At 62.5% G+C, this 26,626-nt stretch carries 22 protein-coding genes, 2 rRNA genes and 2 pseudogenes (1 of these 26 cut by a window edge); 12 read left to right on the top strand and 14 right to left on the bottom strand.

From position 1 onward, the window contains the following. Positions 1-1,627, top strand: a 23S ribosomal RNA gene (locus tag NPS58_RS27580) (it extends 1,260 nt beyond the left edge of the window). A gap of 133 nt (positions 1,628-1,760) precedes the next feature. After that, positions 1,761-1,876: ribosomal RNA gene (gene rrf / locus NPS58_RS27575) — 5S ribosomal RNA — on the top strand. A 124-nt stretch (positions 1,877-2,000) separates the two neighbouring features. Here rrf and NPS58_RS29750 read toward each other — a convergent pair. The 3 genes and pseudogenes from NPS58_RS29750 to NPS58_RS27565 form a co-directional block, all read right to left on the bottom strand. Further along, a pseudogene (locus NPS58_RS29750) lies at positions 2,001-2,117 on the bottom strand (IS110 family transposase); the annotation flags it as partial. A 270-nt stretch (positions 2,118-2,387) separates the two neighbouring features. Then, a complete protein-coding gene (gene queD / locus NPS58_RS27570; RefSeq protein WP_010226613.1) occupies positions 2,388-2,744 on the bottom strand; it encodes a 6-carboxytetrahydropterin synthase QueD in 357 nt (118 codons plus the stop codon). Between the two features lie 49 nt (positions 2,745-2,793). Beyond that, a complete protein-coding gene (locus NPS58_RS27565; RefSeq protein WP_274118370.1) occupies positions 2,794-3,876 on the bottom strand; it encodes a patatin-like phospholipase family protein in 1,083 nt (360 codons plus the stop codon). Positions 3,877-4,035: 159 nt separating this feature from the next. Here NPS58_RS27565 and NPS58_RS27560 point away from each other — a divergent pair, with 159 nt between their 5' ends. Genes NPS58_RS27560 through NPS58_RS27545 form a run of 4 tightly spaced genes read left to right on the top strand, consistent with a single transcriptional unit; the run spans position 4,036 to position 6,645 of the window. Beyond that, complete coding sequence (locus tag NPS58_RS27560; protein WP_274118369.1) at positions 4,036-4,344, top strand: PepSY domain-containing protein; 309 nt, start codon at positions 4,036-4,038, stop codon at positions 4,342-4,344. Then, positions 4,344-4,658, top strand: coding sequence for a PepSY domain-containing protein (locus tag NPS58_RS27555; RefSeq protein WP_274118368.1), 315 nt, complete (start codon positions 4,344-4,346; stop codon positions 4,656-4,658). The genes NPS58_RS27560 and NPS58_RS27555 overlap by 1 nt, the downstream gene beginning before the upstream one ends. After that, a complete protein-coding gene (locus NPS58_RS27550) occupies positions 4,658-5,326 on the top strand; it encodes a response regulator transcription factor (RefSeq protein ID WP_274118367.1) in 669 nt (222 codons plus the stop codon). The genes NPS58_RS27555 and NPS58_RS27550 overlap by 1 nt, the downstream gene beginning before the upstream one ends. Continuing rightward, positions 5,323-6,645 carry a sensor histidine kinase gene (locus NPS58_RS27545; protein WP_274118366.1) on the top strand — a complete coding sequence of 441 codons (1,323 nt, stop codon included), beginning with the start codon at positions 5,323-5,325 and terminating at the stop codon, positions 6,643-6,645. Before NPS58_RS27550 ends, NPS58_RS27545 begins: the two co-directional genes overlap by 4 nt. Before the next feature lie 57 nt (positions 6,646-6,702). Here the strand turns inward: NPS58_RS27545 and NPS58_RS27540 are convergent, their stop codons facing one another. From NPS58_RS27540 to NPS58_RS27515, 6 genes are all read right to left on the bottom strand, one after another. Continuing rightward, complete coding sequence (locus NPS58_RS27540) at positions 6,703-8,901, bottom strand: TonB-dependent receptor (RefSeq protein ID WP_274118365.1); 2,199 nt, start codon at positions 8,899-8,901, stop codon at positions 6,703-6,705. Positions 8,902-9,022: 121 nt separating this feature from the next. Then, positions 9,023-9,940 (bottom strand): AEC family transporter, encoded by a 918-nt coding sequence (locus NPS58_RS27535; protein WP_274118364.1) that lies wholly within the window; start codon positions 9,938-9,940, stop codon positions 9,023-9,025. A 110-nt stretch (positions 9,941-10,050) separates the two neighbouring features. Further along, positions 10,051-10,917 carry a LysR family transcriptional regulator gene (locus NPS58_RS27530; RefSeq protein WP_274118363.1) on the bottom strand — a complete coding sequence of 289 codons (867 nt, stop codon included), beginning with the start codon at positions 10,915-10,917 and terminating at the stop codon, positions 10,051-10,053. A 47-nt stretch (positions 10,918-10,964) separates the two neighbouring features. Beyond that, positions 10,965-11,831 (bottom strand): ABC transporter permease, encoded by an 867-nt coding sequence (locus NPS58_RS27525; protein ID WP_274118362.1) that lies wholly within the window; start codon positions 11,829-11,831, stop codon positions 10,965-10,967. Continuing rightward, positions 11,828-12,838, bottom strand: a complete 1,011-nt coding sequence (locus NPS58_RS27520; RefSeq protein WP_274118361.1) for an ABC transporter substrate-binding protein — start codon at positions 12,836-12,838, stop codon at positions 11,828-11,830. The genes NPS58_RS27525 and NPS58_RS27520 overlap by 4 nt, the downstream gene beginning before the upstream one ends. Positions 12,839-12,915: 77 nt before the next feature. Then, positions 12,916-15,063 carry a methyl-accepting chemotaxis protein gene (locus NPS58_RS27515; RefSeq protein WP_274118360.1) on the bottom strand — a complete coding sequence of 716 codons (2,148 nt, stop codon included), beginning with the start codon at positions 15,061-15,063 and terminating at the stop codon, positions 12,916-12,918. 259 nt (positions 15,064-15,322) lie between these two features. Here NPS58_RS27515 and NPS58_RS27510 point away from each other — a divergent pair, with 259 nt between their 5' ends. Next, positions 15,323-16,642 carry a Na+/H+ antiporter family protein gene (locus tag NPS58_RS27510; protein ID WP_274118359.1) on the top strand — a complete coding sequence of 440 codons (1,320 nt, stop codon included), beginning with the start codon at positions 15,323-15,325 and terminating at the stop codon, positions 16,640-16,642. A 26-nt stretch (positions 16,643-16,668) separates the two neighbouring features. Here NPS58_RS27510 and NPS58_RS27505 read toward each other — a convergent pair whose 3' ends face one another. The 3 genes from NPS58_RS27505 to NPS58_RS27495 all read right to left on the bottom strand — a co-directional run bounded on the left by NPS58_RS27505 (position 16,669) and on the right by NPS58_RS27495 (position 21,101). Beyond that, positions 16,669-17,496: a FecR family protein gene (locus tag NPS58_RS27505; protein WP_274118358.1), complete on the bottom strand. Its 828-nt coding sequence runs from the start codon at positions 17,494-17,496 to the stop codon at positions 16,669-16,671. A 189-nt stretch (positions 17,497-17,685) separates the two neighbouring features. Beyond that, positions 17,686-19,455, bottom strand: a complete 1,770-nt coding sequence (locus tag NPS58_RS27500; RefSeq protein ID WP_274118357.1) for an acyl-CoA dehydrogenase C-terminal domain-containing protein — start codon at positions 19,453-19,455, stop codon at positions 17,686-17,688. Between the two features lie 23 nt (positions 19,456-19,478). Next, a complete protein-coding gene (locus NPS58_RS27495) occupies positions 19,479-21,101 on the bottom strand; it encodes an acyl-CoA synthetase (protein ID WP_274118356.1) in 1,623 nt (540 codons plus the stop codon). Between the two features lie 201 nt (positions 21,102-21,302). Between NPS58_RS27495 and NPS58_RS27490 the strand changes: the two genes are divergently transcribed. Next, a complete protein-coding gene (locus NPS58_RS27490; RefSeq protein WP_274118355.1) occupies positions 21,303-23,102 on the top strand; it encodes a PAS domain-containing sensor histidine kinase in 1,800 nt (599 codons plus the stop codon). Beyond that, on the top strand, positions 23,102-23,752 hold the full coding sequence (locus tag NPS58_RS27485) for a response regulator transcription factor (RefSeq protein WP_274118354.1): 651 nt from the start codon (positions 23,102-23,104) through the stop codon (positions 23,750-23,752). The genes NPS58_RS27490 and NPS58_RS27485 overlap by 1 nt, the downstream gene beginning before the upstream one ends. Before the next feature lie 55 nt (positions 23,753-23,807). Here NPS58_RS27485 and NPS58_RS27480 read toward each other — a convergent pair whose 3' ends face one another. Further along, entirely contained in the window at positions 23,808-24,128 is a 321-nt protein-coding gene (locus NPS58_RS27480) for a DUF883 family protein (protein WP_274118353.1), read from the bottom strand. 131 nt (positions 24,129-24,259) lie between these two features. On the opposite strand from NPS58_RS27480, the gene NPS58_RS27475 reads away from it, so the two are divergent. Next, positions 24,260-24,514 carry a hypothetical protein gene (locus tag NPS58_RS27475; RefSeq protein ID WP_128326314.1) on the top strand — a complete coding sequence of 85 codons (255 nt, stop codon included), beginning with the start codon at positions 24,260-24,262 and terminating at the stop codon, positions 24,512-24,514. Between the two features lie 6 nt (positions 24,515-24,520). Here the strand turns inward: NPS58_RS27475 and NPS58_RS27470 are convergent, their stop codons facing one another. Beyond that, complete coding sequence (locus tag NPS58_RS27470) at positions 24,521-25,009, bottom strand: LEA type 2 family protein (protein ID WP_274118352.1); 489 nt, start codon at positions 25,007-25,009, stop codon at positions 24,521-24,523. A gap of 136 nt (positions 25,010-25,145) precedes the next feature. On the opposite strand from NPS58_RS27470, the pseudogene NPS58_RS27465 reads away from it, so the two are divergent. Both NPS58_RS27465 and NPS58_RS27460 read left to right on the top strand, forming a co-directional pair. Further along, positions 25,146-25,652: pseudogene (locus tag NPS58_RS27465) on the top strand (RNA polymerase sigma factor); the annotation flags it as partial. Positions 25,653-25,656: 4 nt separating this feature from the next. After that, positions 25,657-26,538 carry a FecR family protein gene (locus NPS58_RS27460; protein ID WP_337994272.1) on the top strand — a complete coding sequence of 294 codons (882 nt, stop codon included), beginning with the start codon at positions 25,657-25,659 and terminating at the stop codon, positions 26,536-26,538. The last annotated feature ends 88 nt before the right edge of the window (positions 26,539-26,626 follow it).

The raw sequence follows: 26,626 nt of genomic DNA, 5'->3' as shown, positions 1-26,626 counted from the left end.
GGGAGTGAAAAACTCCCACGCCGAAAGACCAAGGTTTCCTGCGCAACGTTAATCGACGCAGGGTTAGTCGGTCCCTAAGGCGAGGCTGAAAAGCGTAGTCGATGGAAAACAGGTTAATATTCCTGTACTTCTAGTTATTGCGATGGAGGGACGGAGAAGGCTAGGCCAGCTTGGCGTTGGTTGTCCAAGTTTAAGGTGGTAGGCTGAGATCTTAGGTAAATCCGGGATCTTAAGGCCGAGAGCTGATGACGAGTTGCCATTAGGCGACGAAGTGGTTGATGCCATGCTTCCAAGAAAAGCTTCTAAGCTTCAGATAACTAGGAACCGTACCCCAAACCGACACAGGTGGTTGGGTAGAGAATACCAAGGCGCTTGAGAGAACTCGGGTGAAGGAACTAGGCAAAATGGCACCGTAACTTCGGGAGAAGGTGCGCCGGTGAGGGTGAAGGACTTGCTCCGTAAGCTCATGCCGGTCGAAGATACCAGGCCGCTGCGACTGTTTATTAAAAACACAGCACTCTGCAAACACGAAAGTGGACGTATAGGGTGTGACGCCTGCCCGGTGCCGGAAGGTTAATTGATGGGGTTAGCTAACGCGAAGCTCTTGATCGAAGCCCCGGTAAACGGCGGCCGTAACTATAACGGTCCTAAGGTAGCGAAATTCCTTGTCGGGTAAGTTCCGACCTGCACGAATGGCGTAACGATGGCGGCGCTGTCTCCACCCGAGACTCAGTGAAATTGAAATCGCTGTGAAGATGCAGTGTATCCGCGGCTAGACGGAAAGACCCCGTGAACCTTTACTATAGCTTTGCACTGGACTTTGAATTTGCTTGTGTAGGATAGGTGGGAGGCTTTGAAGCGTGGACGCCAGTTCGCGTGGAGCCATCCTTGAAATACCACCCTGGCAACTTTGAGGTTCTAACTCAGGTCCGTTATCCGGATCGAGGACAGTGTATGGTGGGTAGTTTGACTGGGGCGGTCTCCTCCTAAAGAGTAACGGAGGAGTACGAAGGTGCGCTCAGACCGGTCGGAAATCGGTCGTAGAGTATAAAGGCAAAAGCGCGCTTGACTGCGAGACAGACACGTCGAGCAGGTACGAAAGTAGGTCTTAGTGATCCGGTGGTTCTGTATGGAAGGGCCATCGCTCAACGGATAAAAGGTACTCCGGGGATAACAGGCTGATACCGCCCAAGAGTTCATATCGACGGCGGTGTTTGGCACCTCGATGTCGGCTCATCACATCCTGGGGCTGAAGCCGGTCCCAAGGGTATGGCTGTTCGCCATTTAAAGTGGTACGCGAGCTGGGTTTAGAACGTCGTGAGACAGTTCGGTCCCTATCTGCCGTGGACGTTTGAGATTTGAGAGGGGCTGCTCCTAGTACGAGAGGACCGGAGTGGACGAACCTCTGGTGTTCCGGTTGTCACGCCAGTGGCATTGCCGGGTAGCTATGTTCGGAAGAGATAACCGCTGAAAGCATCTAAGCGGGAAACTTGCCTCAAGATGAGATCTCACTGGAGCCTTGAGCTCCCTGAAGGGCCGTCGAAGACTACGACGTTGATAGGTTGGGTGTGTAAGCGCTGTGAGGCGTTGAGCTAACCAATACTAATTGCCCGTGAGGCTTGACCATATAACACCCAAGCAATCTGCAGCGCAGATTGTGGTGGTGAAGACGCATTGAACCGAAAGTTCAAAAAAACCACAGATTGTCACATACCCGATTCGCTGGAGTGTCTGCACAAGACCTTCTGGCAACAGAATTTCTTGACGACCATAGAGCATTGGAACCACCTGATCCCATCCCGAACTCAGCAGTGAAACGATGCATCGCCGATGGTAGTGTGGGGTTTCCCCATGTGAGAGTAGGTCATCGTCAAGATTAAATTCCGAAACCCCTATCTGCGTATGCAGGTAGGGGTTTTGTCTTTTCCGGGCCTGCAATCGCAGCGCCGCTTCCTCATGATATGGTTTCCCCCTGTCCGCACACAGCAACAGCCGCAGGGTCAGGCGCTCATGGCGCCTGACCCTGCTTCGTATTGAGTGTGGTGCGCAGAAATTGCCCAGGCTATGCGGGCTAGCTTGTTGGCCAGCGCGCAGGCAACTACGTTTGAGTGTCGCCGCATCCACCAGCGTGCACCCTGGCAGGTTGGCGAAGAACCGCATCATTTGCTGTCGTGAGAGCTACTTGCGAAACAGCTCTCGGCCGGGCTTATCCTGGCCGTGCAGATGAAAGGTGTGTTTGCCGAGGTCGATACCGACCAGTGCCAAATCGCTCATGGTGATGGTCTCCAGAATTAAAACACCCTGCGAAAGCGTAGCCCTCGCAGGGTGTCGGGGTGACCATCTCATTAACCACCCCGCAGGGTGGTTCTTTTATATCCATCAGCCATTCAGTCGCCGTAGTACTCGCAACCGCTGGTGCAGGTCTCGTGGATACGGACCTTGGAGAGCTCAGGCAGCAATGGCTTGACCTGGTCCCAGATCCATTTCGCAATCACTTCGCTGGTCGGGTTTTCCAGGCCAGGAATGTCGTTCAGGTAGTTGTGGTCCAGCTGTTCGTACAGCGGCTTGAAGATCGCCTTGATCTCGGAGAAGTCGCGGATCCAGCCAGTGTGCGGGTCCAGCGGGCCGGTGAGGTGCAGTGCTACTTTGAACGAGTGGCCGTGCAGGCGGCCGCATTTGTGACCTTCAGGAACGTGCGGCAAGCGGTGCGCCGACTCGAAGGTGAATTCCTTGAAAATTTCCACGATGTCTCAACTCTGAAAACCTATGCTGCCGAGCAGTTTACCAGCATGGTCACTGCAGTGGTTGCAGATGCGCGTGCAGCTCGCCGGATTCTATCAGCTCAAGTAACTCGTCACCCAGGCGCCGGCTCTCGGACATCGCGGTTCTCCAGTAACGCTGACGGCCGCTTGCGTCACCCATAAAGCGTTTGAAGTCGCTACGATCAGGCAGCTTGCCATAAGGCAGGCGGGCCAGGTACTGAGCCGAAGGGGCCAGCAGCAGTACGTTGCGCAGGCGCTGGGCATCGCCTCGACGCCAAGGCAACGCCTTGTCGAACCATCCGGGAATGACTCGGTCGGTGAAGTGCGGATAGAGCACGATATCGTCCCCCTGGTAGGGAAGGTCCAGGTGATAGTCGAGCAGGCCTCCATCGCGATAGGTGCCCTGGCCTACACCTGGAATGTCGCGCACGCCCTCCATCACCATCGGAATCGAACCTGAGGCCAGCAGGGCATGGCGCAGGTTGGCTACATCCAGAGGCAAGCAGCGGGAAGGAAAGTCGGTCAGCGGATGCAGCGGTGGGCCGTTACGGGCGTCATGCAGGATGATTCGCTCAAAGTGCCGGGCCAGTCGAGCGCGGCCGATCAGGTTGTCGGCAATCACCGAGGACAACCCCATCCCCAACCGAGCGCGATGATCATGGGCAAGCAGCCCGTGGCTTTTGACCACCATGATGTTGAGGCGGTAATCAGGGCTTTCGAGAATCTGTGCGTCGCGGCCTTGCAGCAATTCGTCCAGCATGCGCTGGCAGCTGCGGCTGACTTCGGCCTGGGTCACGCCCTTGGCAAAATCCTGTTCGGTGTACAGCTGGCCAAGACGCTGCAAGGCTTCACCGGGATTTGGCAAACAGGCACTTGCAAAGCGCCAGGAGCCGATCGATGCACCGATGAGCGCTCGTACACGCGGTGCGCTGGGTAGCCAATGGCCGAACAGCGCCAGGTCAAGGCCCTGGATGCCGAGGGCCTTCGGGCCGCCCGCGGCGCCTGGCAACACGCCTACATCGGCCGCCTGCAGCCCACGTTCGCGGATCTGTTGAAAGGCGCGACTGCCTGCCTTCAAGGTCAGGGCCGGGTACTTGATATGGATTGCGCTCATACGGGCCTCGCTCACGGGAGCCGGCGATTATAAGTTACAGCGGTCCGGTTGTGGGGCAGGGGTGCGCTATCATGTCGCCAGTTGTTTTCAGCTTCAATTAAGTTCGGTTGGTTAATCTAACCCCCGTAGAAACAGTATTGATCTCAACGGAGAGACACCATGAAAACTTTGACTGCCCTGTTTGCCACTGCTGCCCTTGCTCTGAGCGCCAACGTTGCCATGGCCAAGGACGTACAACCGGATGAAGTCGTAAAACTGGTTCAAGCCAAGACCATCCTGTCGCTGGACGAACTCAAGGCCAAGGCTGTCGCCAAACACCCAGGCGCCACCGTAACCGACTCGGAGCTTGAAGACGAGTACGGCCGCTACATCTACAAGGTCGAACTGCGCGATGCCCAGAACGTCGAGTGGGATGTCGACATGGACGCCAAGACCGGCGAAATCCTCAAGGACGCCCGGGATAACTAATGACGTTTCGACTGCCAGCAGCGCGGGTAGGTTTGCTTGCGCTGTTAGCCCTCTGCTCGCTGGCCTCGGCCCGCGACCTTGATCAGGATGAAGCCCTGCGGTTGCGCCAGCAGGGCATCATCCTGCCGCTGGAGCAACTGCTCAATGACGCCCTGGGTCGCTATCCCGGGGCGACCTTGTTGGAGGCGGAGCTGGAAGAGAAGCACGACCGCTACGAATACGAGGTCGAGTTGTTGACCCCCGAGGGGGTGGTGCGCGAGATCAAACTCGATGCATCCAATGGAGCGTTGCTCAAAGACGAGGAAGATGATTGATGCGCCTGTTATTGGTCGAGGACAACGTCCCGCTGGCAGACGAACTGACCCAGGGCCTGCAGCGCCAGGGGTATGCGGTCGACTGGCTGGCAGACGGTCGAGATGCTGTCCACCAGGGCCGTAGCGAACCCTATGACCTGATCATTCTCGACCTGGGCTTGCCCGGGTTGCCCGGCTTGGAGGTGCTGGCCCAGTGGCGTGCGTCAGGGCTCGCGACACCTGTGCTGATCCTGACTGCCCGCAGCTCCTGGGCCGAGCGGATCGAGGGGTTGAAGGCCGGAGCCGACGATTACCTGAGTAAGCCGTTCCACCCCGAAGAGCTGCAGTTGCGGGTCCAGTCGTTATTGCGCCGGGCGCGTGGGCTGGCCAATCAGACGACCCTGGAAGCCGCGGGCCTGCAACTGGATGAGGGGCGCCAGTGCGTGGTCCGTGACGGCGTCGATATCCAGCTCACTGCCGCCGAGTTCCGCTTGCTGCGCTATTTCATGCTGCACCCCCAACAGATCCTGTCCAAGAGTCACCTGGCCGAGCACCTTTACGATGGCGAGACCGAGCGCGATTCCAATGTACTGGAGGTCCACGTCAACCACTTACGCCGCAAACTGGGGCGCAGCGTGATCGAAACCCGCCGTGGCCAGGGTTATCGCTATGCCGGGAGTGGCGAGTGAAGTCGATCCAGGCAAGGTTGAGCCTAGGCTTGATCGCGGTTCTGGTGCTGGTGGGGTTGGCCCTTGCCCAGTTGAGCCTTTGGCTGTTCGAGGTCGGTTTGCAGCGCTACCTGGAAACCGGGCTGCGTAAGGAAAGCGAGAACCTGCTGGTGGCCCTGGTGCGCGGGCAAACCGGTCTTGAGCTGGATGAACGGCGGATCTCCTCGGCCTATAAACGCCCGTTCTCCGGTTACTACTTTCGAATCGATTTTGACGGCGGTAACTGGCGCTCGCGTTCGCTGTGGGACCTGGACATGCCGACACCGGCCACGACCGGCCTGCATACCGACCTCAAGCTGGGCCCAGAAAATCAGCAATTACTGGTGCTGCGCAGTGACTACCGGCGTTTTGGCCAGTCGATCTCGATCAGCGTCGCCCAGGACTACACCCCAGTGCGCGAGCAGTTTCGGCGCATGCAGCAGATTGGCCTGGGCATGGGGCTGGTGGCCTTGATGCTGGTACTGGTGCTCCAGCGAATTACCGTTACCCGTTCATTGCGCCCGCTTGAGCGCGCACGCGAGCAGATCGCCCAATTGCAGCAGGGCAAGCGTTCGCAGCTCGATACACAGGTACCCAGCGAGCTGGAGCCCCTGGTCGCGCAAATCAACCATCTGTTGGCCCACACCGAAGACAGCCTGCGCCGCTCGCGCAATGCCCTGGGTAACCTGGGGCATGCCTTGAAGACGCCCCTGGCTGTACTACTGAGCCTTGCTTCCAGCGACAAGCTCGACAACCTGCCGGAAGTACGGGCCCAGCTGCGTGACCAGTTGGAGCAGATCCAGCAGCGGCTGAGCCGTGAACTCAATCGTGCGCGTCTGGCCGGCGATGCCTTGCCGGGTGCGCAGTTCGACTGCGATGCCGAGTTGCCCGGGCTGCTCTCGACCCTGGGCATGATCCACGGCGAAGGCCTTGAACTGCGCCAGCAGGTGCCACCCGGCCTGCTCCTGCCCTGGGATCGCGAAGACCTGCTCGAACTGCTCGGCAATCTGCTGGACAACGCCTGCAAGTGGGCCGACAGCCAGGTACTGCTGAGTATCGAGGAACAGCCGGAGCACTACCGGATGCTGATCGACGACGATGGCCCCGGCATTCCCGAAGCGGCCCGAGCCCAGGTACTGGAACGCGGTACCCGTCTCGACGAGCAGGTCAACGGCCATGGCCTGGGGCTTGGGATCGTCCGCGACATCGTTGAAGCCTGGGGCGGACGCATGACCCTCGAGCAGAGCCCGCTCGAGGGCTTGCGGGTGTGCATCGAGCTGCCGCGCAGGGCTGGCCGATAGCAGGCGTAGTTCGCCGCTTTGCGCCAGCCTGCCACGATCAGCCAACGCCCCGGCAGGTCAGAAGTCGATGGTTCCGGAGAGCTTCACCAGGCGCGGCTCACCCTGGGTCAGGTAGCCGCCGTTGGCCGAGGCCCAGTAGTTCTTGTCGCTGATGTTCTCGACGTTCATGCGCAAGGTGATGTCTTTTTCCTGGACCTTGAAGCGGTAGCGGGCACCGGCATCGAAGCGGTTCCAGGTGGGCAGGCTGAGGGTGTTGGCCTGGTCTGCGTATTGCCCGCCGGTGCGCAGCATCCGTGCATTGAGGGCCACACCCTCCAGGCCTGGCACATCCCAGTCGACACTGGCGTTCAGCTGGAAGGTTGGCACACCGATGGCATGGTTGCCGTCGGTGCTGGCGTTCTGGGTTTTCTTCAGCTCCGAGTCAAGGCGCGTACCGCCGGCCAGCAGGCGCAGGCCCGGCAGGGGTTCGCCGAAGATGCTCAGTTCGATGCCCCGGTTCACCTGCTCGCCATCACGCAGATAAAAGCCGGTGTTGCTGTCCAGGTAGCCGTCGCTGGGTTTCTCGATGCGGAACACCGCAAGGTTGGCGCCAAAGGTACCCTGGTCGTACTTGATACCCGCTTCGATCTGCTTGGTGCGGCCCGGCGGGAACGCTTCACCGCGGTTGATGGCGTTGGCCGAGGCCGTCGGGCCCTTGGACAAGCCTTCGATGCGGTTGGCATACAGCGATACCGACTCGGTCGGCTTGTAGACGATGCCGTACACCGGCGTGGTGATGCCCTTGTCATAGAGGGCGCTGCGGCTGCCGTCATTGGCCGGGTTGGCCACGCCGCCCGAGGTGGTGCCGTCGTACAGGTAGTTTTCTACCCGCAACTGCTGTCGGCGCACTCCGGCGGTCACCAACAAGGTGTCGTCGAAAAAGCCCAGGGTGTCGGAGAAGGCGATGCTGCGGTTGCGGGTCTTGCCGGTCACACCGGGGTCACCTGGCTCGCCACCGGTGATGGTCACGGCGGTCGGCTTGGGCAGCGGCGTAGTGTTGTAGATGTTGGTAGGTTGGCCGCGATAGAAGACGTAGGCGTTTTCCTGCTGGGTCCAGATGGTCGAGGCGCCGAGGTTGAGCTGGTGGCTGACCGGCCCGGTTTGCAGCTTGCCATTGAGACCGCCCATGAAGGTGGTGTTGTCTTCGTTGTGTGGAATGAACGAGCCACCCATGGTTGCAGCGCCCGTGGCGGCGTTGGTCAGGGTCGGGGTGCCGTAGAAGCCGGTCTCGCGGGTGTGTTTGATACCACCGGCCAGGTAGGCGCTCCAGTTGTCGTTCAGGTCCCAGTCGCCACGCACCATGCCGAAGGTGTCTTCGGTCTCGGTGAAGGTCCAGTCCTGGCCGTAGTTGTGGCTGGCATCGGGGGCGCGGGGGATATCGGTGAGGCCGGCACCGAGCTGCACCGAGTTGCGCAGGTGGTTGACGCGCTCCTTCTGGTAGCCGAAATCGGTGGAAACACTGAAGCGATCACCCTGATAGTCGAGGCCGGCGACAAACAGCTTGCTGCGCTGGTCCTGATCGTCGACCGCTGTTTCGCCTTCACGCTGGGAGAGGTTCAGGCGGGCGCCAAAACGGTTGTCGGCACCGAAGCGCTGGCCGATATCCAGGTGCTCGCCGATGCGGCCATCGGTGGAAATGTCCTGGGTATAGCGGCGAGTCGGCATGTCGCCAGCGCGCTTGGGCTGCAGGTTGACGCTGCCGCCCAGGCCACCGCCGGTAGGGCTTACTCCATTGATAAAGGCATTGGGCCCCTTGAACACTTCGACCCGGTCCACCGCATCGGTGGAGATGATCTGCCGCGGCAATACGCCGTACAGGCCGTTGTAGGAAATATCATCGCCGCTCAACGGCAGGCCGCGAATCACGAAGACCTGCGACTGGTTGCCGAAGCCTACCGACTGGCGCACCGACGGGTCGTTGAGCAGCACGTCGCCCACGTCTTCGGCCTGCTGGTCCTCGATGAGCTTCGAGGTGTAGCTGGTCATGGTGAAGGGGACATCCATGTTGTCCTGGTTGCCCAATACACCCATCTGCCCACCCCGGGCTACCTGGCCACCGGCGTACTCTTCGACCGGCGCATTGCGCAGGGGCTTGGTGGCCTGGGCATTGATAGCGGTAGCGTCCAGTTCCAGGGCGGTGTCGGCGCCATGGGCGCCTACGCTGGCGGCGCAGCAAATAGCAAGAAGGGTGGGGCGATAGGGAAAGCGTAAAGCCATGGCGAAGGCCCTGTTAATGTTGGGTTGGCGCCTTCCTGGCTTTGCGAATGCTTCTTGGCCGCAAATATTAACAGGTGCATTTGTAAAACGTTATCATTCAGATACAAAATTTTACCTTCCCTCACACCAGGGTCAGGCCCAGCATCACCGGCAAGGTCAGCGCCGCCAGCAGGGTCTGCAGGGCGATGATATTGGCCATCAGCGGTGCGTTACCGCCCATTTGCCGGGCCATCACATAGGACGACGATGCGGTGGGCAACGCCTGGAACAGGATGGCGATAGTCGCCGCCTGGCCACTCAGGCCCAGTGCCCGGCACACCCCGAAGGTGGTCAGGGGCAACACCACGAACTTGAACAACGAAGCCGCCAGCAATGGCCGCTTGCCCAGGCCCTGGGCACTGCTTCCCAGCGCCGCGCCGACGCATAGCAAGCCCATGGGCAAAGCCGCCTGGCCCAGGGCCTCGAGGGTCGGCTCGATGCCTGCCGGCAACCCCAGGCCAGTAACGCGCAAGGCAATTCCGGTAGCGCAGCCAACGATCAACGGGTTGGTGGCGATCGCCCGGGCCACCGCGCGCAGCGAGCTGCGCGTGCCGCTATAGCGGGCAAAGACCATCACGCACAGCACATTCACGGTCGGCACGATAGCCGCATTGGCCACCGCGGCCAGGGCGATCCCGCCGCTGCCATAGATGCCGGCGGCCAGGGTCGCGCCAATGTAATTGTTGAAGCGCACGCCACCCTGGAACACCGAGGTGAAACTGGCACCGTCACCCGCCACCATGCCTTTGCACAGCACCAGCAACGTGGCGCCAATCACTGTCGAGAGCAACAGCACGGTCACCATGTCGAACACCGGCAGCCCTGTCAGGTCCGCCGTGGCCAGGCCGTGCATGAACAGCGCAGGCAACAACACGAAGTAGCTCAAGCGCTCGGCCGCAGGCCAGAAATGCTCACCCAGAAAGCCCCGGACCCGAAGCCAGCGGCCAAAGGCGATGAGCAAGGCAATGGGCACGATGGTGGCGAGGATCAGTTGCAGCATCAGACGGTTTCCCTGTCAGTCGGTTATCCCAATCGGGACGCGACATCAGGCTAGCCTGAAGCACTGAAAGAAAAAAACGCAGAATTTTCAACCAACCGTTGAGAAAAACTTCATGGTTGTTTCAGCGCCGTTTTCAACACGGCCGTCAGGTGGCGCCGGCGACTGCTGGCGTGTTCGATCAAGCCGACATGCCGGACCCGCTGCGGCTCACCGAAAGGCAGCAAGGTGACGTCCGGCAAGTGCAGCAGGTCTTCGTCCGCCAGGGGCACAATGGCCACGCCCAGGCCCATCGAGGCCATGTGCGTGAGGGCTTGCTGGCTGTCCAGTTCCATTTGCTCGCTGACTGGCAGCTGCAGCTTGCGCAACTCCTGCTCGATGATGCGCCCGGCCCAGGCGCGTTTGTCGAAACGCAGGAACGGCTGGGTGGCAAGCAGCTCGCGCAGGCTGACTCCCGCGAACGCAGCGCCGGCAACAGCCCAGAAGCGGTTCTGGTAGAGCGGGGTAAAGTCCAGGTTGGCGGGGTAGGGCGCGACGGGCTCGGTGGTGATGGCCGCATCCAGCTCGCCGTCCTCGACGCGCCGGGCAAGCTCTGCTGACATCCCTGACAATACGCTGATGTGCAAGTGAGGGTGTTCGGCCTTGATGCGTACCAGCGCCGCTGGCAGGCGCCCGGCGAGGGCGGTGTGGATGGCGCCGATCTTCAATCGCCCGCTCAGCCCCGGACCGCTGACCAGCGCGTCGGCCATGTCGTCGTAGGCAGCCAGGATTCCTTCGGCCCGCTCCACCACCAGATGCCCGGCCCCGGTCAGGCTGACCTGGCGCCGGCTGCGGTCGAACAGCGTGACCTGCAGCTCTTCCTCCAGGCTGCGGATGTGCAGGCTGACGGCCGAAGGGGTCAGGCTCAGGATATCGGCAGCGCGGGCAAAGGTGCCGTGGCGGGCAATGGTCACCAGGGTACGCAGGGCTTTGAGAGACACGCGTGGGCTCCGGTCGCGGGGAGAATGAGCGTGCATCATCGCGTCGATCAACGCTGATTGAAAGCACCCGCCTTCGGTTGCCCATACGCCTGGGTTATCCGATCGATCACCATCGCCAGTGCCACGATCGCCAACCCGGCCTCCACTCCCTTGCCGACATTCAACGTCTGAATCCCCGCCAGTACATCTTCCCCCAGCCCCCGCGCGCCGATCATCGAGGCGACCACCACCATCGAAAGCGCCATCATCACCGACTGGTTGAGCCCGGCCATGATGCTCGGCATTGCCAGCGGCAGCATGACCCGGCGCAGCCGCTGCCAGCGCCCGGCACCGAGCCCCTGGGCGGCCTGGGTAAGGGACGGGTCGATTTGCGACAGGCCCAGTTCGGTCAGGCGGATCAGTGGCGGCAGGGCATAGATGAGGGTGGCGAAAATGGCCGGCACCTTACCCAGCCCGAACAGCATCAGCACCGGAATCAGGTAGACGAAACTGGGTAGGGTCTGCATGACGTCGAGCACCGGCATCATCACTTTGCGCGCCAGCGGCCGAGTGGCCAACAGCACGCCGATGGGCACGCCGATGAGGATGCACAGGCCGGTGCTGATCAGTACCAGCGCGCAGGTCTGCAGGAGTTTGTCCCACAGGCCGATCACGCCTATCAGAAACAGCAGGCCGGTCAGCACCAGGGCGCGCACGAAACTGCGGCTGGCGTGCCAGGTGAGCAGGGCTACGACCAGCAGCAACAGCCACCAGGGCGTGGCGCGCAGCAGGTTTTCAAGGCCCACCAGCAGTTGCAGCAAACCGTCGGAGACGCTGCGCAACTGGTCGCCGTAGGCCAGCACCAGCCAATCGACGAAGCGGTTCACCTGGTCGGCGAAGGAGAAGTGCAGCGATTGCGGAAAGCCTTCACTCACAGGCCAGCCTCGACTTTGCCGGCGACTTCGGCAGGCAGCCAGGCTTTCCACACATCGGGGTGAGCCTTCATGAACGCAACTGCCGCATCCTTCGGCGATTGGCGCCTCTCACTCATCTGCGCCAGCGCCTTGTTGAGCGTGTCGATGGGCAGGTCGACCCGGGTGAAGAATTCGACCAGGTCCGGGTACTGCTGCTTGAACGTGGCAGAAACGCCGATGGACAGCTTGGCGGGCAGCGACCGGCTGCCTTGCGGATTGGGGTTGCTGGCATCGGTCAGGGTCTTCCAGGCCTGCTCGCTGAACGGTGGTTCTTCAAGGCGCACCAGCGCGAAACGGCCCATCAGTGGTGTGGGCGACCAGTAGTAGAACAGCACCGGTTTGCCTCGGCGAATGGAAGAAGTGATCTCGGCGTCGAGGGCAGCGCCGGAGCCGCTGCGAAAGTTCACGTACAGGTCTTCGAGCCCATAGGCCTTGAGCTTCTGGCTGTTGACGGTCTCGGAGGTCCAGCCGCTGGGGCTGTTGAGAAAGCGGCCTTTGGCTGGGGCTTCCGGGTCGCTGAAAACCTTGGGGAAGCGCTTGAGGTCGGTGACTGACTTGAGGTCCGGGGCCAGTGGCTTGATGCCGCGCTCGGCATCGCCCTTGATCACGTATTCGGGCACATACCAGCCTTCATCGGCGTTCTTCACCGTGTCACCGAGGGCGAACACCTGACCGGCCTGTTCGGCCTTGATCCAGGCCGGGCTGCGGCCCGCCCATTCTTCGCCGATGACCTGGATGTCATTGCGGGCCAGGGCCACTTCCATGCTGACGGTACTGCCGGGCAGGGTATCGGTGGGGTAGCCGTAACCTTTCTCGACGATCAGGCGCAGGATCTCGGTGGTCAGGCTGCCGCTTTCCCAGGTGATGTCACCGAACAGGATGGGGTTGGAAGAGTTGGCGGCATGGCCTGGGCTGATCAGGCCCAGGGTCAGCAGGGCGCTGCCCACCAGGGAGAGGAATCGATTCATTGTGCCTCGCTCGCAGGGGAATGGAGTCTGGCAAGTGTAGTAGCTGAAGGAGCGGGACAGGCCCGCTCCTACAAAGGTCAAACGCGGAACTGGTCCATCAACCCCTGCTGCTGGTTGGCCAGGCTGTTGAGCGACTGGCTGACCCGCGCCGACTCATTGGCCTGCTCGGACAGCGATTCGGTCACATCGCGAATGGTCGCCACGTTGTTGTTGATCTCCTCGGCCACAGCGCTTTGCTCTTCGGCGGCGCTGGCGATCTGCAGGTTCATGTCGCTGATAACGGTGACCGCATCACCGATCTGCTGCAGGGCAGTAACTGCCTGGCCCACCTGATCGACACTGCCCTGGGCCTGGCGATGGCTGCTGTCCATTGCCCCCACCACCTCGCGGGTACCGGCTTGCAGTTCTTCGATCACCTGGCGGGTTTCTTCCACCGACTCCTGGGTCCGGCGGGCCAGGTTGCGGACTTCATCGGCGACCACGGCGAAACCGCGGCCTGCTTCTCCGGCGCGAGCGGCTTCGATGGCGGCGTTGAGGGCCAGGAGGTTGGTCTGTTCGGCGATGGAGCGGATCACCTCCAGTACCGAGCCGATCTTCTCGCTGTTCTCGGCCAGGCCCTCGACCTGACTCATTGCCGTGTTCATGTCGGCGGCCAGGGTGTCGATGCTGGTGGTGGTACGGTCGATCACCGCCAGGCCCTGGCGGGTAGCCTGGTCGGCATCGCGGGCGGCCTGGGCCGCTTGTGCTGCGCTGCGGGCGACATCCTGGGCGGTGGCACTCATTTCGTGGGAGGCGGTAGCCACCTGGTCGACCTGGCGGTATTGCTGTTCCATGCCGGCGCTGGTCTGGCTGGCAATGGCCGAAGACTGGTCGGCCGTGTCGCGCGCCGCCTGTACCGAGCGCTTGACCTCGGCAATGGTCGGTTGCAGCTTGTCCAGGAAGCGGTTGAACCAGCCGGCCAGTTCGCCGAGTTCGTCGCGCTTGTCGTACTGCAAGCGACGGGTCAGGTCGCCCTCGCCGCTGGCGATGTCCTTGAGCATCGCCGCCACACCGAGGATCGGTCGGGTCACGCCACGGGCCATCAGCCAGATCAGCAGCAGGCCAACGACCGCCGCCAGGCCACCCAGGCCCAGTTCGACCAGCATGCCACTGGTATTGCTCTGGTCGAGTTCCTGCTTGAGGGCTTCGGCCGGTCCGGTCAGGGCACTTTCCGGTACGTCGAGCAGCACGCCCCAAGCCTTGCCGCCGGGGATCGGGGCAAAGGACGCCAACACCTTCAGGCGCTGTTCATGGTGGATGCTGTGCAGCGGCGTGCTGTCGGCCAGCAGGCGTACCAGCTCGGCGCCTTTCTCGCGGTCGACCTGGTCGAAGCGCTGGGCCAGTTTGCCGGCATCCGGGCTGTAGCCCGCCAGCAGGCCCGCCGGGCTCAGGATGCTGACCTGGGTCTGGCCCTGGTACAGGTTGCGACTGGCCTGTTGGCTCATGGCCTGCAGGCTGTTGAGGTTGATGTCGATGGACAGGGTGGCGACCACCTTGTCGGCCACCATCAGCGGGAACACGATGCTGGTCATCAGCACCTGTTGGCCGTCGATCGCGTAGAAGTAGGGTTCGATCACACAGGTCTTGCGCGTGGTGCGCGGGCAGACCGACCAGAAGTTGGCGGGCTCGCCGCTGGGGCCGATGCTGGTATCGGCCAGGTCATGCTCGGGCAGGGCCATGGAGGTCAGTTGGCCCGGTGTCGGCTGCGACCAGTACAGGGCAAAACGGCCCTTTTCATTGCTGCCCAACGCGTCCTGGTTGGCGAACAGCTCGTCCTTGTTGTCCAGCGCGTTGGGTTCGAACACCAGCGACAGGCCGAGCAGCTCGGGGTTGGCCTGCAAGGCCGAGCGCACCTGGCGGGTCAGGTCCTCGCGCAGGTCGAAGGCATCGAGAAAGCGCTTCTCGGCCTGTTCGCGCAAGAACAGCACCTGACGGGAGAAGCCGGCGCCGTACTGGTAGGCATCCATGAACTGGCGGCGGATGTTCAAGGCCTGGACTTCGCCCTGGGACTCGATGCGCCCCTGGGCCGCCTCGGTCAGCATTTTCATGCTGCTGGCCTTCACCAGTTCCGAGCTGTGCTCCATGCGGTACAACGACAAGCCCACCAGCAGTGTGACGATGCTGGCCAGGCACAGGCCGGCAAGCAGGGTGATTTTCCATTGGATGGAAAGTTGTCTGAACGACATGGCGAAGTCCTTTGGCGTTGAAAGTGTGGGGCTGCCAACGCTATCGGCCGGATGACGGGCTTCTTTATTTAAACGTCCGGTACAAATGCGTCGTTTTCAGTCGATCACACGACACCTTTTGCCGCCGCCGGCTTTGACAAGCGCGGGGGGCTGCTTCAGAGTGTGCGCCCTCCATAAAAATACCCGTCGTTCGGCCACTGCCCCGGGCAGTCTGTCGCCGAATCGGTCGCTTTTTGTCTGGTTTCTAGAGGTCACAGGAATGAATGCAGTAATTGCCGCGGTCGGCATCATGCTGATATTGAGTCTGTCCCGCGTGCATGTGGTGATCGCCCTGATCGTCGGCGCGCTGGCTGGTGGGCTGGTGGGCGGCCTGGGTATCGAAGGCACGCTCAAGGCGTTCAATGGCGGCCTGGGCGGCGGTGCCACGGTGGCGCTGTCCTATGCCTTGCTCGGTGCGTTTGCCGTGGCCATTGCCAAGTCCGGTATGGCCCACGCCCTGGCCGATCGTATTCTGACCATGGTCGACCGCCAGGGCCACGACGCGACCGGCAAGGTCAAATGGCTGCTGATCGGCTTGCTGCTGGTGGTGGCGATTTCCTCGCAGAATATCCTGCCGATCCACATTGCCTTCATTCCGCTGCTGGTACCGCCACTGCTCTACGTGTTGACCAAGCTGCAGCTGGACCGGCGTCTGATCGCCTGCGTGATGACCTTCGGCCTGATCACCCCGTACATGTTCCTGCCCGTGGGCTTTGGCAACATCTTCCTCAACGAGATCCTGCTGGCCAACGTCAGCCGCAGTGGCGTGGATGTCAGTGGCGTCAACGTCACCCACGCCATGGCGATCCCGGCCGCGGGCATGCTCTTCGGCCTGCTGGTGGCCGTGCTGTTCAGCTACCGCAAGAAGCGCGTCTACGACCTGGAGAAAATCGAGAAAGTCGAGCAGGTGTCGGTGCGCTACAACCCGCTGACCTTGCTGGTGGCCGGCGTGGCCATTGGCGCGGCGTTCGTGATTCAGCTGTGGCTGGACTCGATGATCATCGGCGCGATGGCCGGTTTCCTGATTTTCTCGGTGTCGGGCATCGTGCGCTGGAAAGAAACCGATGACCTGTTCACCGAGGGCATGAAGATGATGGCCATGATCGGCTTCATCATGATTGCCGCCTCCGGTTTTGCCGAGGTCATGAAGGCCACCGGCGAGGTCAAGAACCTGGTCGAGGCTTCGGCTTCGTGGATCAATCACAGCAAGGGCGTTGGTGCACTGTTGATGCTGCTGGTGGGGCTGCTGGTGACCATGGGTATCGGCTCGTCGTTCTCCACCGTACCGATCCTGGCGGCGATCTTCGTGCCGCTGTGCGTGCAGTTGGGCTTCGATCCGGTGGCGACCGTGTGCATCGTCGGGACCGCGGGCGCCCTGGGGGATGCCGGCTCGCCAGCGTCGGACTCGACCCTCGGCCCGACCTCGGGCCTGAACGTCGACGGCCAGCACCACCACATCTGGGACACCGTGGTACCGACCTTCATCCACTACAACCTGCCGTTGCTGGCGTTCGGTTGGCTGGCGGCGATGACGCTCTAGGCCAGGAGCGGGGCCGAGCGCAAGGCTCAGCCCCGTGCAGGTGGCGGCGAGATGCGGTTCAAGACCATGTTGCCCCGCTTGTTGCGCGTCAGGTAGACCGGCAACACCTTGGGCAGGTTGCCGACCAGACGGTGGATCTGGGTGGTGTCGTATATGCCGCTGATGCGGATGCTGCCGCTGCTCTTGTCTGCCAGCAGCAACGGTTTTTCCAGGTAGCGATTGATCTGCGGCAGGGCCTGGTCGAGGCTCAGGTTGTCGAGGATCAACTTGCCCTGGCGCCAGGACAGGCTGATGTCCTGGGCGTGGGCCTGGCTCACCTGCGGTGCGTGGTCACCGGCCTGGTAACTGGCCTGCATGCCAGGACCGAGGCGGTAGCCTTCGTCGCTACCCTGGCCGTTGCTGCCGACCAGTACCGAGCCTTCGACCAGAGTCACCTTGACCTGGTCCTCATACTTCCACACGTTGAACTGGGTGCCGGTCACTCGCGTCTGGCCGTTGGCCGCATGCACGATGAACGGGCGCTGGCTGTCGTGTCGAACCTTGAAGAAGGCCTCGCCCTTGATCAGGGTGACCCGACGCTCTTGCTTGTAATTGGTAAAGCGCAACACGGTGCCCAGGTTCAGCTCGACCTCGCTGCCATCCTTGAGCATTCCATGGCTGATAGCGTTGGTGCTTTCCAGGTGCTGGTAGCTGTCGGGTAGCCAGCCTTGCTCCCAGCCGATCCAGGCGCCTGCAGGCAGGATCGCCAGGGCAATGGCGGCGGTACAGGCATAGTAGCGCCAGGTGCTGCGCCGCCGCTGCGCGGCGGCATCGGTGTTGGCATGATCGTCGGCGCTGTGGCTGGTGTGGTTCATCAAGACTCCCGGTTTTGCGCATTCTAACCTTGCAGCTTGAATGGCGAGAACCGAGATAATGGCGAATAACTATCACTTTGGCAGGGCCAGTGCCGAAAAGTCGGGCAAAAGCCTCGAACTTGCCGCTATAGCGCCACTGGCCGGTGCTATAGCCATGCTATCGCTCCCGACCAACGGCGCTGTCGATGCTCAGAACTGCTCGGCTGCCAGTGCAAACAACGCGCTGCTGCCGGCCCGTATACCGGCTTGCAGCGACAAGGTGCGCGGCAGCAGGCGGGCAAAGAAGAACGCCGCACTGGCCCGTTTGGCTTCGTAGAATTCACGGTCCTGGTCCAGCTGCTGGCTGGCCACGGCTTCCATGCGCGCCCACATGTAGGCGTACGCCACATAGCCGAACAGTTGCAGGTACTCCACTGACGCAGCGCCAACCGCGTTGGGGTCCTGGACGGCCTGCTCGCACAACCACTGACTGACACTTTCAAGCTCGGTCACGGCCGTGAGCAAAGGGTGGCGATACGGTGTCTGGCCTTCACAGAAGCTGCGGATCTGGGCGGTGAACTCGCCCAGCGCCTTGCCGCCGTCGGCCACTACCTTGCGCCCGAGCAGGTCCAGGGCCTGGATGCCGTTGGTGCCTTCGTAGATCTGGGCAATACGGACATCGCGCACCAATTGTTCCTGGCCCCACTCGCGGATGTAGCCGTGCCCGCCGAACACCTGCTGGCCGAGCACGCAGCTTTCCAGGCCGTTGTCGGTGAAAAAGGCCTTGGCCACCGGCGTCAGCAATGCCACCTGGCGCTGTGCGACTTCACGCTCTTCAGCCGACTCGGCGTACTTGGCGATATCAAGTTGCTGGCCGACGTAGGTGGCGAACGCCCGACCGCCTTCGGTCAAGGTGCGCATGGTCAGCAGCATGCGGCGCACATCGGCGTGGACGATGATCGGGTCGGCGATCTTTTCTCGTGCCTGCGGTCCGCTGGCGGCCCGGCTCTGCAGGCGGTCCTGGGCATACCGGGCGGCGTTCTGGTAGGACGCCTCGGCACAGCCTATGCCCTGGATACCGATCGACAGGCGCTCGTAGTTCATCATGGTGAACATGGCCGCCAGCCCGCGATTGGGCTCGCCGATCAGGTAGCCGGTGGCGCCGTCGAAGTTCATCACGCAGGTGGCCGAGGCCTTGATCCCCATCTTGTGCTCGAGTGAGCCACAGTGGGCAGCATTCCGGGCGCCCAGGCTGCCGTCGGCATTGACCAGGAACTTGGGCACCAGAAACAGCGAAATGCCCTTGGGCCCGGCCGGGGCGTCCGGCAGTTTGGCCAGCACCAGGTGGATGATGTTCTCGGTCAGGTCCTGTTCGCCACCGGTGATGAAGATCTTGGTGCCGCTGATCCGGTAGCTGCCATCGGCGTCGGGTTCGGCCTTGGTGCGGATGATCCCCAGGTCCGTGCCGGCATGGGGTTCGGTCAGGCACATGGTGCCGGCCCACTGGCCGCTGTACAACGGCGGCAGGTAGGTGGTCTTGAGTGCGTCGCTGGCGTGGGCATCGAGCGCCAGGCACGTCCCGGCGCTCAAGGCCGAATACAGGCTGAAGCTGCAGTTGGCCGCATAGAGCATTTCCTCGAACTGCACCGCGAGCATTTTCGGCATGCCCAGCCCGCCGTGGTCCGGGTTGCCGGCAAGACCCACCCAGCCGCCTTCGCGGTAGGTCTGCCAGGCCTGGGTAAACCCCTCGGGGGTGCGCACCTGGCCTGCGTCGAACGTTACCCCTTGTTCGTCACCACTGCGGTTGAGCGGGGCGATCAATTGACCGGTGATTTTTGCCGCTTCTTCGAGGATGGCATCGGCGGTGTCGGCATCCACCCGCTCGGCCAGGGCCGGCAGGCGTGCCCACAGGGCCGGGCCCTGGAACACTTCGTGAAGCACAAAGCGCATGTCGCGCAGCGGAGCATTGAATTCAGGCATGGGGATCTCGCATCAAATGGGGGTCAGAGTGCCTTGGCCCAGTCACGCAGCAGATACTTCTGGATCTTGCCGGTGGAGGTTTTCGGCAACTCGCTGAAGACCACGGTCTTGGGCAACTTGAACCCGGCCAGGTGTTCGCGGCAGAAGCTGAGAATCTCGGTGTCGCGGGTCTGTTCGAAGCCGGCCTTGAGAGTGATGTAGGCGCAGGGCGTTTCGCCCCACTTTTCGTCCGGGCGGGCCACCACGGCAGCCTCGAGCACGGCAGGGTGCTTGTAGAGGGTGTCTTCCACTTCGATGGTGGAAATATTCTCGCCACCGGAAATGATGATGTCCTTGAGCCGGTCCTTGATCTCGATATACCCGTCGGCATGCCACACCGCCAGGTCGCCGGTGTGGAACCAGCCGCCGCGAAACGCCTCGGCAGTGGCCTCGGGGTTCTTCAGGTAGCCCTTCATCACGGTGTTGCCGCGCATGAAGATCTCGCCCAGGGTGTTGCCGTCGCGCTGCACTGGCTCAAGGGTCTGCGGGTCGGCGACCATCAGGCCTTCGAGGGTAGGGTAGCGCACCCCCTGGCGGGACTTGATCCGCGCCCGTTCGGCGAGCGGTTGCTCGTCCCACTCGGCATGCCAGGCGCAGACGGTGACCGGGCCGTAGACCTCGGTCAGGCCATACACGTGGGTGACCTTGATGCCCATCTCTTCCACCGCGCCGATGACCTTGGCCGGTGGCGCCGCGCCGGCGACCATGGCATTGACCGGATGATCGATGGCCGCCTTGGCCGACTCGGGCATGTTGATCAGCGCGTTGAGCACGATCGGTGCGCCACAAAGGTGGGTGACCTGGTGTTCGCGAATCAGGGTGAGGATCTTCTGTGGGTCGACCCGGCGCAGGAACACATGAGTGCCGGCCAGGGCAGTGACGGTCCAGGGATAGCACCAGCCGTTGCAGTGGAACATCGGCAGGGTCCACAGGTACACCGGGTGGTTGCCCATGGCCCAGGTCATCTGATTGCCCAGGGCGTTTAGGTAGGCGCCGCGGTGGTGATAGACCACGCCCTTGGGGTTGCCGGTGGTGCCGGAGGTATAGTTCAGCGAGATGGCCTGCCACTCGTCCTCGGGCCACTGCCAGGCAAAGTCGGGGTCGCCTTCGGCCAGGAAGGCCTCGTAGTCCAGGTCGCTGACCGCTTGGCCTTCGCCGTATTCCGGGTCGTCGACATCGACCACCAGCGGCGGATACTCCATCAGCGCCAGGGCGCCTTCGATCACCTTGTGGAACTCGCGGTCGGTGATCAGCACCTTGGCTTCGCCATGCTCGAGCATGAAGGCGATCGCCTCGGCGTCCAGGCGTACGTTGAGGGCATTGAGCACCGCGCCGATCATCGGCACGCCGAAGTGCGCTTCAAGCATCGCCGGAATGTTGGGCAGCATCACCGCCACGGTATCGCCCTGGCCGATACCGCGTCCGGCCAGGGCACTGGCCAGGCGGCGGGAGCGCTCATAGGTTTGTTGCCAGTTGCGCCGGATGGCGCCGTGAATCACCGCCGGGTACTGGCCATAGACCGCCGCCGTGCGTTCGATGAAGCTCAAGGGGCTCAGGGCCTGGTGATTGACTGCGGCGGGCGCCAGGCCCTGGGAGAAGATCGACATGAAATGTTCCTGTGCAGGGAGTCGGCGCATGGCGCAGTACAACTCCCGGTGGCTGATTGTTAGCTCTGATCAGGTGTCGTGAAGGGCAGGCCCTTCAGGTGTCACGTTTTTACGTGAAACGCTATGTTACTTGGAAGATAGACTATAGCAATATAGTAGAAGTACCATACATGGCTTAGCGGCCATCCTTTGAGTGCTCCCATGACGCTTCTGCTCGCCAGTGACCCACAGCCCAGCCTGCTCCTGGACGCCGCCGCAGCGGTGCTCGCGGTCAACCCGGCCCTGCAGGCCTTGCTGGGCCCCTGGCCCGAGCGCCCGGTCGACTACTGGCTGCCGAGCAATTTCCAGGCGCTGGTCAACGCTTGCCTGAGCCAGGCGCGGGCAATCAGCGACGTCGAAGCGATTGTGGACGAGCGGATCCTGCTGTGGACCTTCATACCCGCCAGTGCCGATCAGGTGCTGGCGCGCTGCCGCGATGCCAGCGCCGAGCGCCTGGCTGAACGCGAGGCCAGCCAGGCCCGGCGCCTGTACCGGTTGATTACCGAGAACACCACCGACCTGATTTCCCGGCACAGCCCCGATGGCTGCTTCCTCGATGCTTCGCCGGCGTCCTATCGTCTGCTCGGGTATTGGCCCGAAGAACTGCGCGGAGTACCGGTGCAGTCGCTGTTCCATCCCCAGGACCGCCAGCAATCGCTCTTGCAGGCCGCCCAGGCCCTGGAGCAGGACGGTTACCAGACCATGACCTGCCGGGTACGTCATCGAGACGGTCGGGACCTGTGGTTCGAGATCGCCAGCCGCGCCATTCGCGAGACCTATACCGGCGCGGTGGTAGAGGTCGTCAGCGTCTCACGGGATATCAGCGTGCGTATCGAGGCGCAGGAAAACCGCCGGCGGTTGGCCGAAGTGGTGGAAGCCAATACCGACCTGGTGCTGTTCACCGACCGCGACGGGCGCCTGAGTTACCTCAATCGTTCGGCGCGCCGGGCGCTGGGATTGCAGGAGGTCGAGGCATTGCCGGCGCTGCAGGCGCTGCTCGACCCAGCCCTGCAACAACGCCTGGACCGCGAAGGCTGGCAATGTGCCGAGCAAGCAGGGGTATGGCACGCCGAGACGCGCTTGCTGCCCTGGCAGGGCACTGCGGCGTTTCCGGTGTCGCTGGTGCTGCTGGCCCACCGCGCCACCGGCGGCGAGCGCTACTACTCGTTGGTGGCGCGCGACATGACCGAACGCGAACTGCGCGAAAGCCAGCAGCGGCGCCATCAGGACGAGCTGGCCCACAGTGCGCGCCTGATCACCTTGGGTGAACTGGCCTCGGGCATTGCCCACGAGATCAACCAGCCATTGGCGGCAGTGGTCAACTATGCCGGTGCCAGTCAGCGTTACCTGCAGGCCCTTGAGCGCGATCCCCAGGCGGCCAGCCGGGTATCCCAGGGCCTGCAACGCATCAGTGAGCAGGCCACCCACGCAGCCGAGGTGATCAAGCGCTTGCGTGCCTTCCTGCGCAAGGAACCCCGGCGCTTGCAGGCCCTGCACGTTGGCGATATCGCCACTGAGGCGGTGCGCCTGTGCGACTGGGAAGCGACCCGCGACCAGGTGAGCATCGTGCAGCAGATAGCCGATGCGCTGCCGTCGGTGTACGCCGACCGGGTGCTGCTCGAACAGGTGTTGCTCAACCTGTTGCGCAACGCCATCGATGCCAACCGCGAGCAGCATCCGGGTCAACCCTCGCGGATCGTGCTCAGCGCAGCACCGGTTGCAGGGCAGGTGCAGATACAGGTCAGCGATCAAGGCCCGGGCGTTGCCCCTGAGCGCCTGGACGGCATCTTTACCCCCTTCAATACCAGCAAGCCCGAAGGTCTTGGTCTTGGCTTGAGCATGAGCCGCAGTATTATCGAAGGTTTTGGCGGCACCTTGCAGGCGATGCCGGGTGAAACAGGCGGGTTGATTTTGTGTTGTCGGCTGGCCCCGGTGGCCGGCGCCGCACTAGAGGATGTGTAATGCAGCAACCGAAAGTCTATGTGGTCGACGATGACCAGGGCATGCTCGACTCCACGGTCTGGCTGCTGGAATCGGTCGGTATCCAGGCGATGCCCTTCACCAGCGGCCAGGCGTTCTTGAATGCTTGTGACGGGCACCTGCCTGCCTGCGTGCTGCTGGATGTGCGCATGCCCGGGATGGGTGGGCTGGGTGTCCAGGAAGCCTTGCGCGGTCGGGGTGTCGAGTTGCCGGTGATCTTTCTCAGCGGCCACGCCGATGTACCCATCGTGGTGCGGGCGTTCAAGGCCGGTGCCTGTGATTTCATCGAGAAACCGTATAACGACCAGCTGTTGCTAGACGCCGTCCAGGCGGCGCTCGACCAGTCGTCCCAGGCCCTGGCCGGCAGCGGGCCGCGTGACCAGGTACAGGTGCGAATCGACAGCCTCACTCCGCGCGAGCGCGATGTGTTCGTGCCCCTGGTACAGGGGTTCAGCAACCGGGAGATTGCCGAGCAGCTCGATATCAGCGTGAAGACCGTCGACCTCTACCGGGCGCGGGTGATGAAGCGCATGGAGGCCGAAACCTTGCCCGCCCTGGTGGGCATGGCGATCGCCTGCGGGGTGGTGCAGGCGTTGAGTTTGCGCGGCAGGAGCGGGCTTGCCCCGCAATAGCGATGTATCGGCCACACCGCATTGCGGGGCAAGCCCGCTCCTACAGCGGCAGTTGTCAGGAGCGACGCCCCAGCAGCAGCCCTACCACCAACCCGAACCCCGCCGAGATCGCCACCGTCTGCCACGGATGGCCGCCGATGTAGTCCTGGGTGGCATCGACCACCGGCTGCGCCTTGCTGCGCACATTGCCGACCGATTCGCGTGCCTGCTTGAGCTTCAGGCCGATCTGGGCCCGCAACGTGTCGGCATCTTCGCCAACCAGCTTGGCGCTGTCCTGGAGCAGTTTTTCCGATTCTTCGATCAACGCCTGCAGCTCGCTGAACGCCTGGTCCTTGATTTGCTCAGCTTCGGCTTGCACGGTGGTTTTCCTGGCCATGGACACTTCCTCGTCAATTGGTGGGCATTGAACAGTGGATGCCGCCGGGCGCGGAAAGTTGCAGCGGTTTGCCGGGCCCCGGCGGCTACAGTGTAAGATAGCGCCTATTTTCCAGTGGCAGGACACCCCTCATGAGTTTCAATCTGGCCAACAAGAGCTTCGCCGAACGGGCGCAGATCGAGGACGAGAAAGCACGACTGTTCGAGCTCTGGCAGACCAACCTGGGCAAGGCGAAGGGCGAAGCTGCCCGGCTGATTGCCGAAAAACCCCGGCGCAAGGGCAAGTGGGCCGAATGGGTTCGCGCCGAACTGGACGGTATGTCGCCGCCCGAGTTCGCCAATATGGTGCGCAGTGAAGTCAATAAACTGATGGCTGCCGCCAAGTAACCAAGCCTACCGCGTCGGGGCGGTCGGCTGGGGCAGGCTCAGGCGACCGCTGTCGCTGAAGCGTCGAGTGCCGAACACGCCACCGGCAAGCTTGCCACGCAGCACGTAGGGCAAGCCGTCGAGGTTCTGTACCTGGCTCAGGCCCACGGCCTGGCGCAGTACGCTGAAGGCGGTGATGCTCACCGGCACCACCAGCACGCTTTCGCCGAAGCGGCCAATGCTGCCGCTCTGATCACTCACCCCTGCCGCCAGCGGCTGGCCGTTGACCTCAAGGTTGAGGGCAATGCCGTTGTAGTCGATTGGCGTTTCATTGGGGTTCTGCACCCGCAGCTTTACCGCCATGCGCACTTCAAGGTCCTGGCCTGGCAGGGGTTCGATGCCGATCACGCTGATGCTCACCGGATCCCGCCCCTGCAACAGGGCGCAGGCGCTCAGGCCCAGGAGCATCGTAAGCACCAGGCATAGTCGCAAAAGGTGACGGCTATCGTGGGTCATGGGTGAAGCTCCAGTAGGCAATCAGCAGGATTGAGTGTCGCAAATGCACGGCGACGTTGAAAGCCGCTGGCATTATGAACGATACTGTTTCTCATTAACGCCTGTCTCCCGTTCCCAAGGCCCCTCGAATCCCTCCATGTTGACGTCTCCCGTGTCCGGGCTGCTTGCCAGCTTCCAGGAACATTACGATGACCTGCTGCAGTTCCTGACCCGGCGCATGAGCGACCGTCAGCGTGCGGCCGACGTGGCCCAGGAAACCTACCTCAAGCTGGTCAAGATCGAGCAACAGGACCTGCCGGTGCTGCACGCGCGCAGTTTCATCTTTCGTGTGGCCGGCAATCTTGCCATCGACACCTTGCGTCGCGAACAACGCATGGCTGGCAATCTCGATGAAACCGATGCGGCGCACCAGTTGCCGTGCCCGGCGCCAGCGCCGGAGGCAGCCTTGTTGGCCCGCGAGCGCCTGGAGCAACTTGACGAGGCGCTGCTGCAGCTTTCGCCCAATGCCCGCCAGGCACTGTTGCTCAACCGTGTCGAAGGCCTGACCCAGGCGCAGATTGCACAACAGCTGGGCGTTTCCGAGAGCATGGTGGCAAAATACATCGGCCAGGCATTGCGTCATTGTCGTGACTGGCTCAAACACAACCATGATTGATGCCCTATCCATGCCTGCACCGCAGCCGATCAGCGACCTCTGCGACGATGCCCTCGACTGGCAGGTGCTGCTGCATTCCGGCACCGCCAGCGATGCCGACCGGGCGCGCTACCAGCGTTGGTGCACGCTGAGCCCTGCCCACACGCAAGCGGCACAGGAAGCCGAAGCCTTGTGGGGCGACCTGGGCCAGACCAGGGCTGCCGCGCAATTGACGATGCCTGCGCCGCCGCGTCGACGCCGCTGGGGCTCGGCGCTGGCGGCATCGCTGGTGCTGGCGCTGGTGGGGTATGGCGGCTGGCAACAGGCACCGGCCTTGCTCGCCGATTACCACACCGGTGTTGGCCAGCAGCAGCGCATCACCTTGGCCGATGGTTCGACTGTACTGCTCAACAGTGGCAGTGCGTTGTCGGTGGATTTCAGCAGCAGCCAGCGTCGGGTGATGCTCAAGGCGGGTGAAGCACTGTTTGAACCCGCCAGTGACCCGCGGCCCTTTGTGGTCGATGCCGGTGGCGAGCCGGTGCTGGGTAGCGAGGCTGTGTTCAGTGTGCGTCGTGAGGGCGGTCGCAACCAGGTGGTGATTGCCCAGGGCGAGGCGCAAGTGGGGGACCGGATGTTGCAGGCCACGCCGGACGCTCGGGCGCTGACGGCCTGGCAACGCGGCAAGTTGATCTTCAACGGCAAGCCATTGCGCGAGGTGCTGGCCGAGCTCGAGCGCTACCAGCACGGGCGAATTGTGTTGTCGGATCAGCGACTGGGGGCGATGCAGGTCAGTGGCGTGTTCGACCTGGATGACCCGCAAGGCTTGCTGCGCACGCTGGAGCAACGGTATGCGCTGAAGGTGACCTATCTGCCCTGGTTGGCGGTGGTGTACTAGCACACGGGCTTGCCCCGCGATAGCAATCGGTCAGTCGTGTGCATTGCGGGGCAAGCCCGCTGTTGAAAATATTTTCAGATTCGCACTG

It is taken from the genome of Pseudomonas putida (genome assembly GCF_028682455.1).
In the GTDB taxonomy this organism is placed as follows: domain Bacteria; phylum Pseudomonadota; class Gammaproteobacteria; order Pseudomonadales; family Pseudomonadaceae; genus Aquipseudomonas; species Aquipseudomonas putida_AA.
Note: the sequence above shows the minus strand (reverse complement) of the source record. Positions and strands in the feature narration are given on the sequence as shown.

Excerpts from the sequence above, each read along its gene's own strand:
- NPS58_RS27565 (WP_274118370.1), bottom strand. The coding sequence starts at position 3,876 with ATGAGCGCAATCCATATCAAGTACCCGGCCCTGACCTTGAAGGCAGGC.
- NPS58_RS27560 (WP_274118369.1), top strand. The coding sequence starts at position 4,036 with ATGAAAACTTTGACTGCCCTGTTTGCCACTGCTGCCCTTGCTCTGAGC.
- NPS58_RS27555 (WP_274118368.1), top strand. The coding sequence starts at position 4,344 with ATGACGTTTCGACTGCCAGCAGCGCGGGTAGGTTTGCTTGCGCTGTTA.
- NPS58_RS27550 (WP_274118367.1), top strand. The coding sequence starts at position 4,658 with ATGCGCCTGTTATTGGTCGAGGACAACGTCCCGCTGGCAGACGAACTG.
- NPS58_RS27540 (WP_274118365.1), bottom strand. The coding sequence starts at position 8,901 with ATGGCTTTACGCTTTCCCTATCGCCCCACCCTTCTTGCTATTTGCTGC.
- NPS58_RS27535 (WP_274118364.1), bottom strand. The coding sequence starts at position 9,940 with ATGCTGCAACTGATCCTCGCCACCATCGTGCCCATTGCCTTGCTCATC.
- NPS58_RS27520 (WP_274118361.1), bottom strand. The coding sequence starts at position 12,838 with ATGAATCGATTCCTCTCCCTGGTGGGCAGCGCCCTGCTGACCCTGGGC.
- NPS58_RS27515 (WP_274118360.1), bottom strand. The coding sequence starts at position 15,063 with ATGTCGTTCAGACAACTTTCCATCCAATGGAAAATCACCCTGCTTGCC.
- NPS58_RS27510 (WP_274118359.1), top strand. The coding sequence starts at position 15,323 with ATGAATGCAGTAATTGCCGCGGTCGGCATCATGCTGATATTGAGTCTG.
- NPS58_RS27505 (WP_274118358.1), bottom strand. The coding sequence starts at position 17,496 with ATGAACCACACCAGCCACAGCGCCGACGATCATGCCAACACCGATGCC.
- NPS58_RS27500 (WP_274118357.1), bottom strand. The coding sequence starts at position 19,455 with ATGCCTGAATTCAATGCTCCGCTGCGCGACATGCGCTTTGTGCTTCAC.
- NPS58_RS27495 (WP_274118356.1), bottom strand. The coding sequence starts at position 21,101 with ATGTCGATCTTCTCCCAGGGCCTGGCGCCCGCCGCAGTCAATCACCAG.
- NPS58_RS27490 (WP_274118355.1), top strand. The coding sequence starts at position 21,303 with ATGACGCTTCTGCTCGCCAGTGACCCACAGCCCAGCCTGCTCCTGGAC.
- NPS58_RS27485 (WP_274118354.1), top strand. The coding sequence starts at position 23,102 with ATGCAGCAACCGAAAGTCTATGTGGTCGACGATGACCAGGGCATGCTC.
- NPS58_RS27480 (WP_274118353.1), bottom strand. The coding sequence starts at position 24,128 with ATGGCCAGGAAAACCACCGTGCAAGCCGAAGCTGAGCAAATCAAGGAC.
- NPS58_RS27475 (WP_128326314.1), top strand. The coding sequence starts at position 24,260 with ATGAGTTTCAATCTGGCCAACAAGAGCTTCGCCGAACGGGCGCAGATC.
- NPS58_RS27470 (WP_274118352.1), bottom strand. The coding sequence starts at position 25,009 with ATGACCCACGATAGCCGTCACCTTTTGCGACTATGCCTGGTGCTTACG.
- NPS58_RS27460 (WP_337994272.1), top strand. The coding sequence starts at position 25,657 with ATGATTGATGCCCTATCCATGCCTGCACCGCAGCCGATCAGCGACCTC.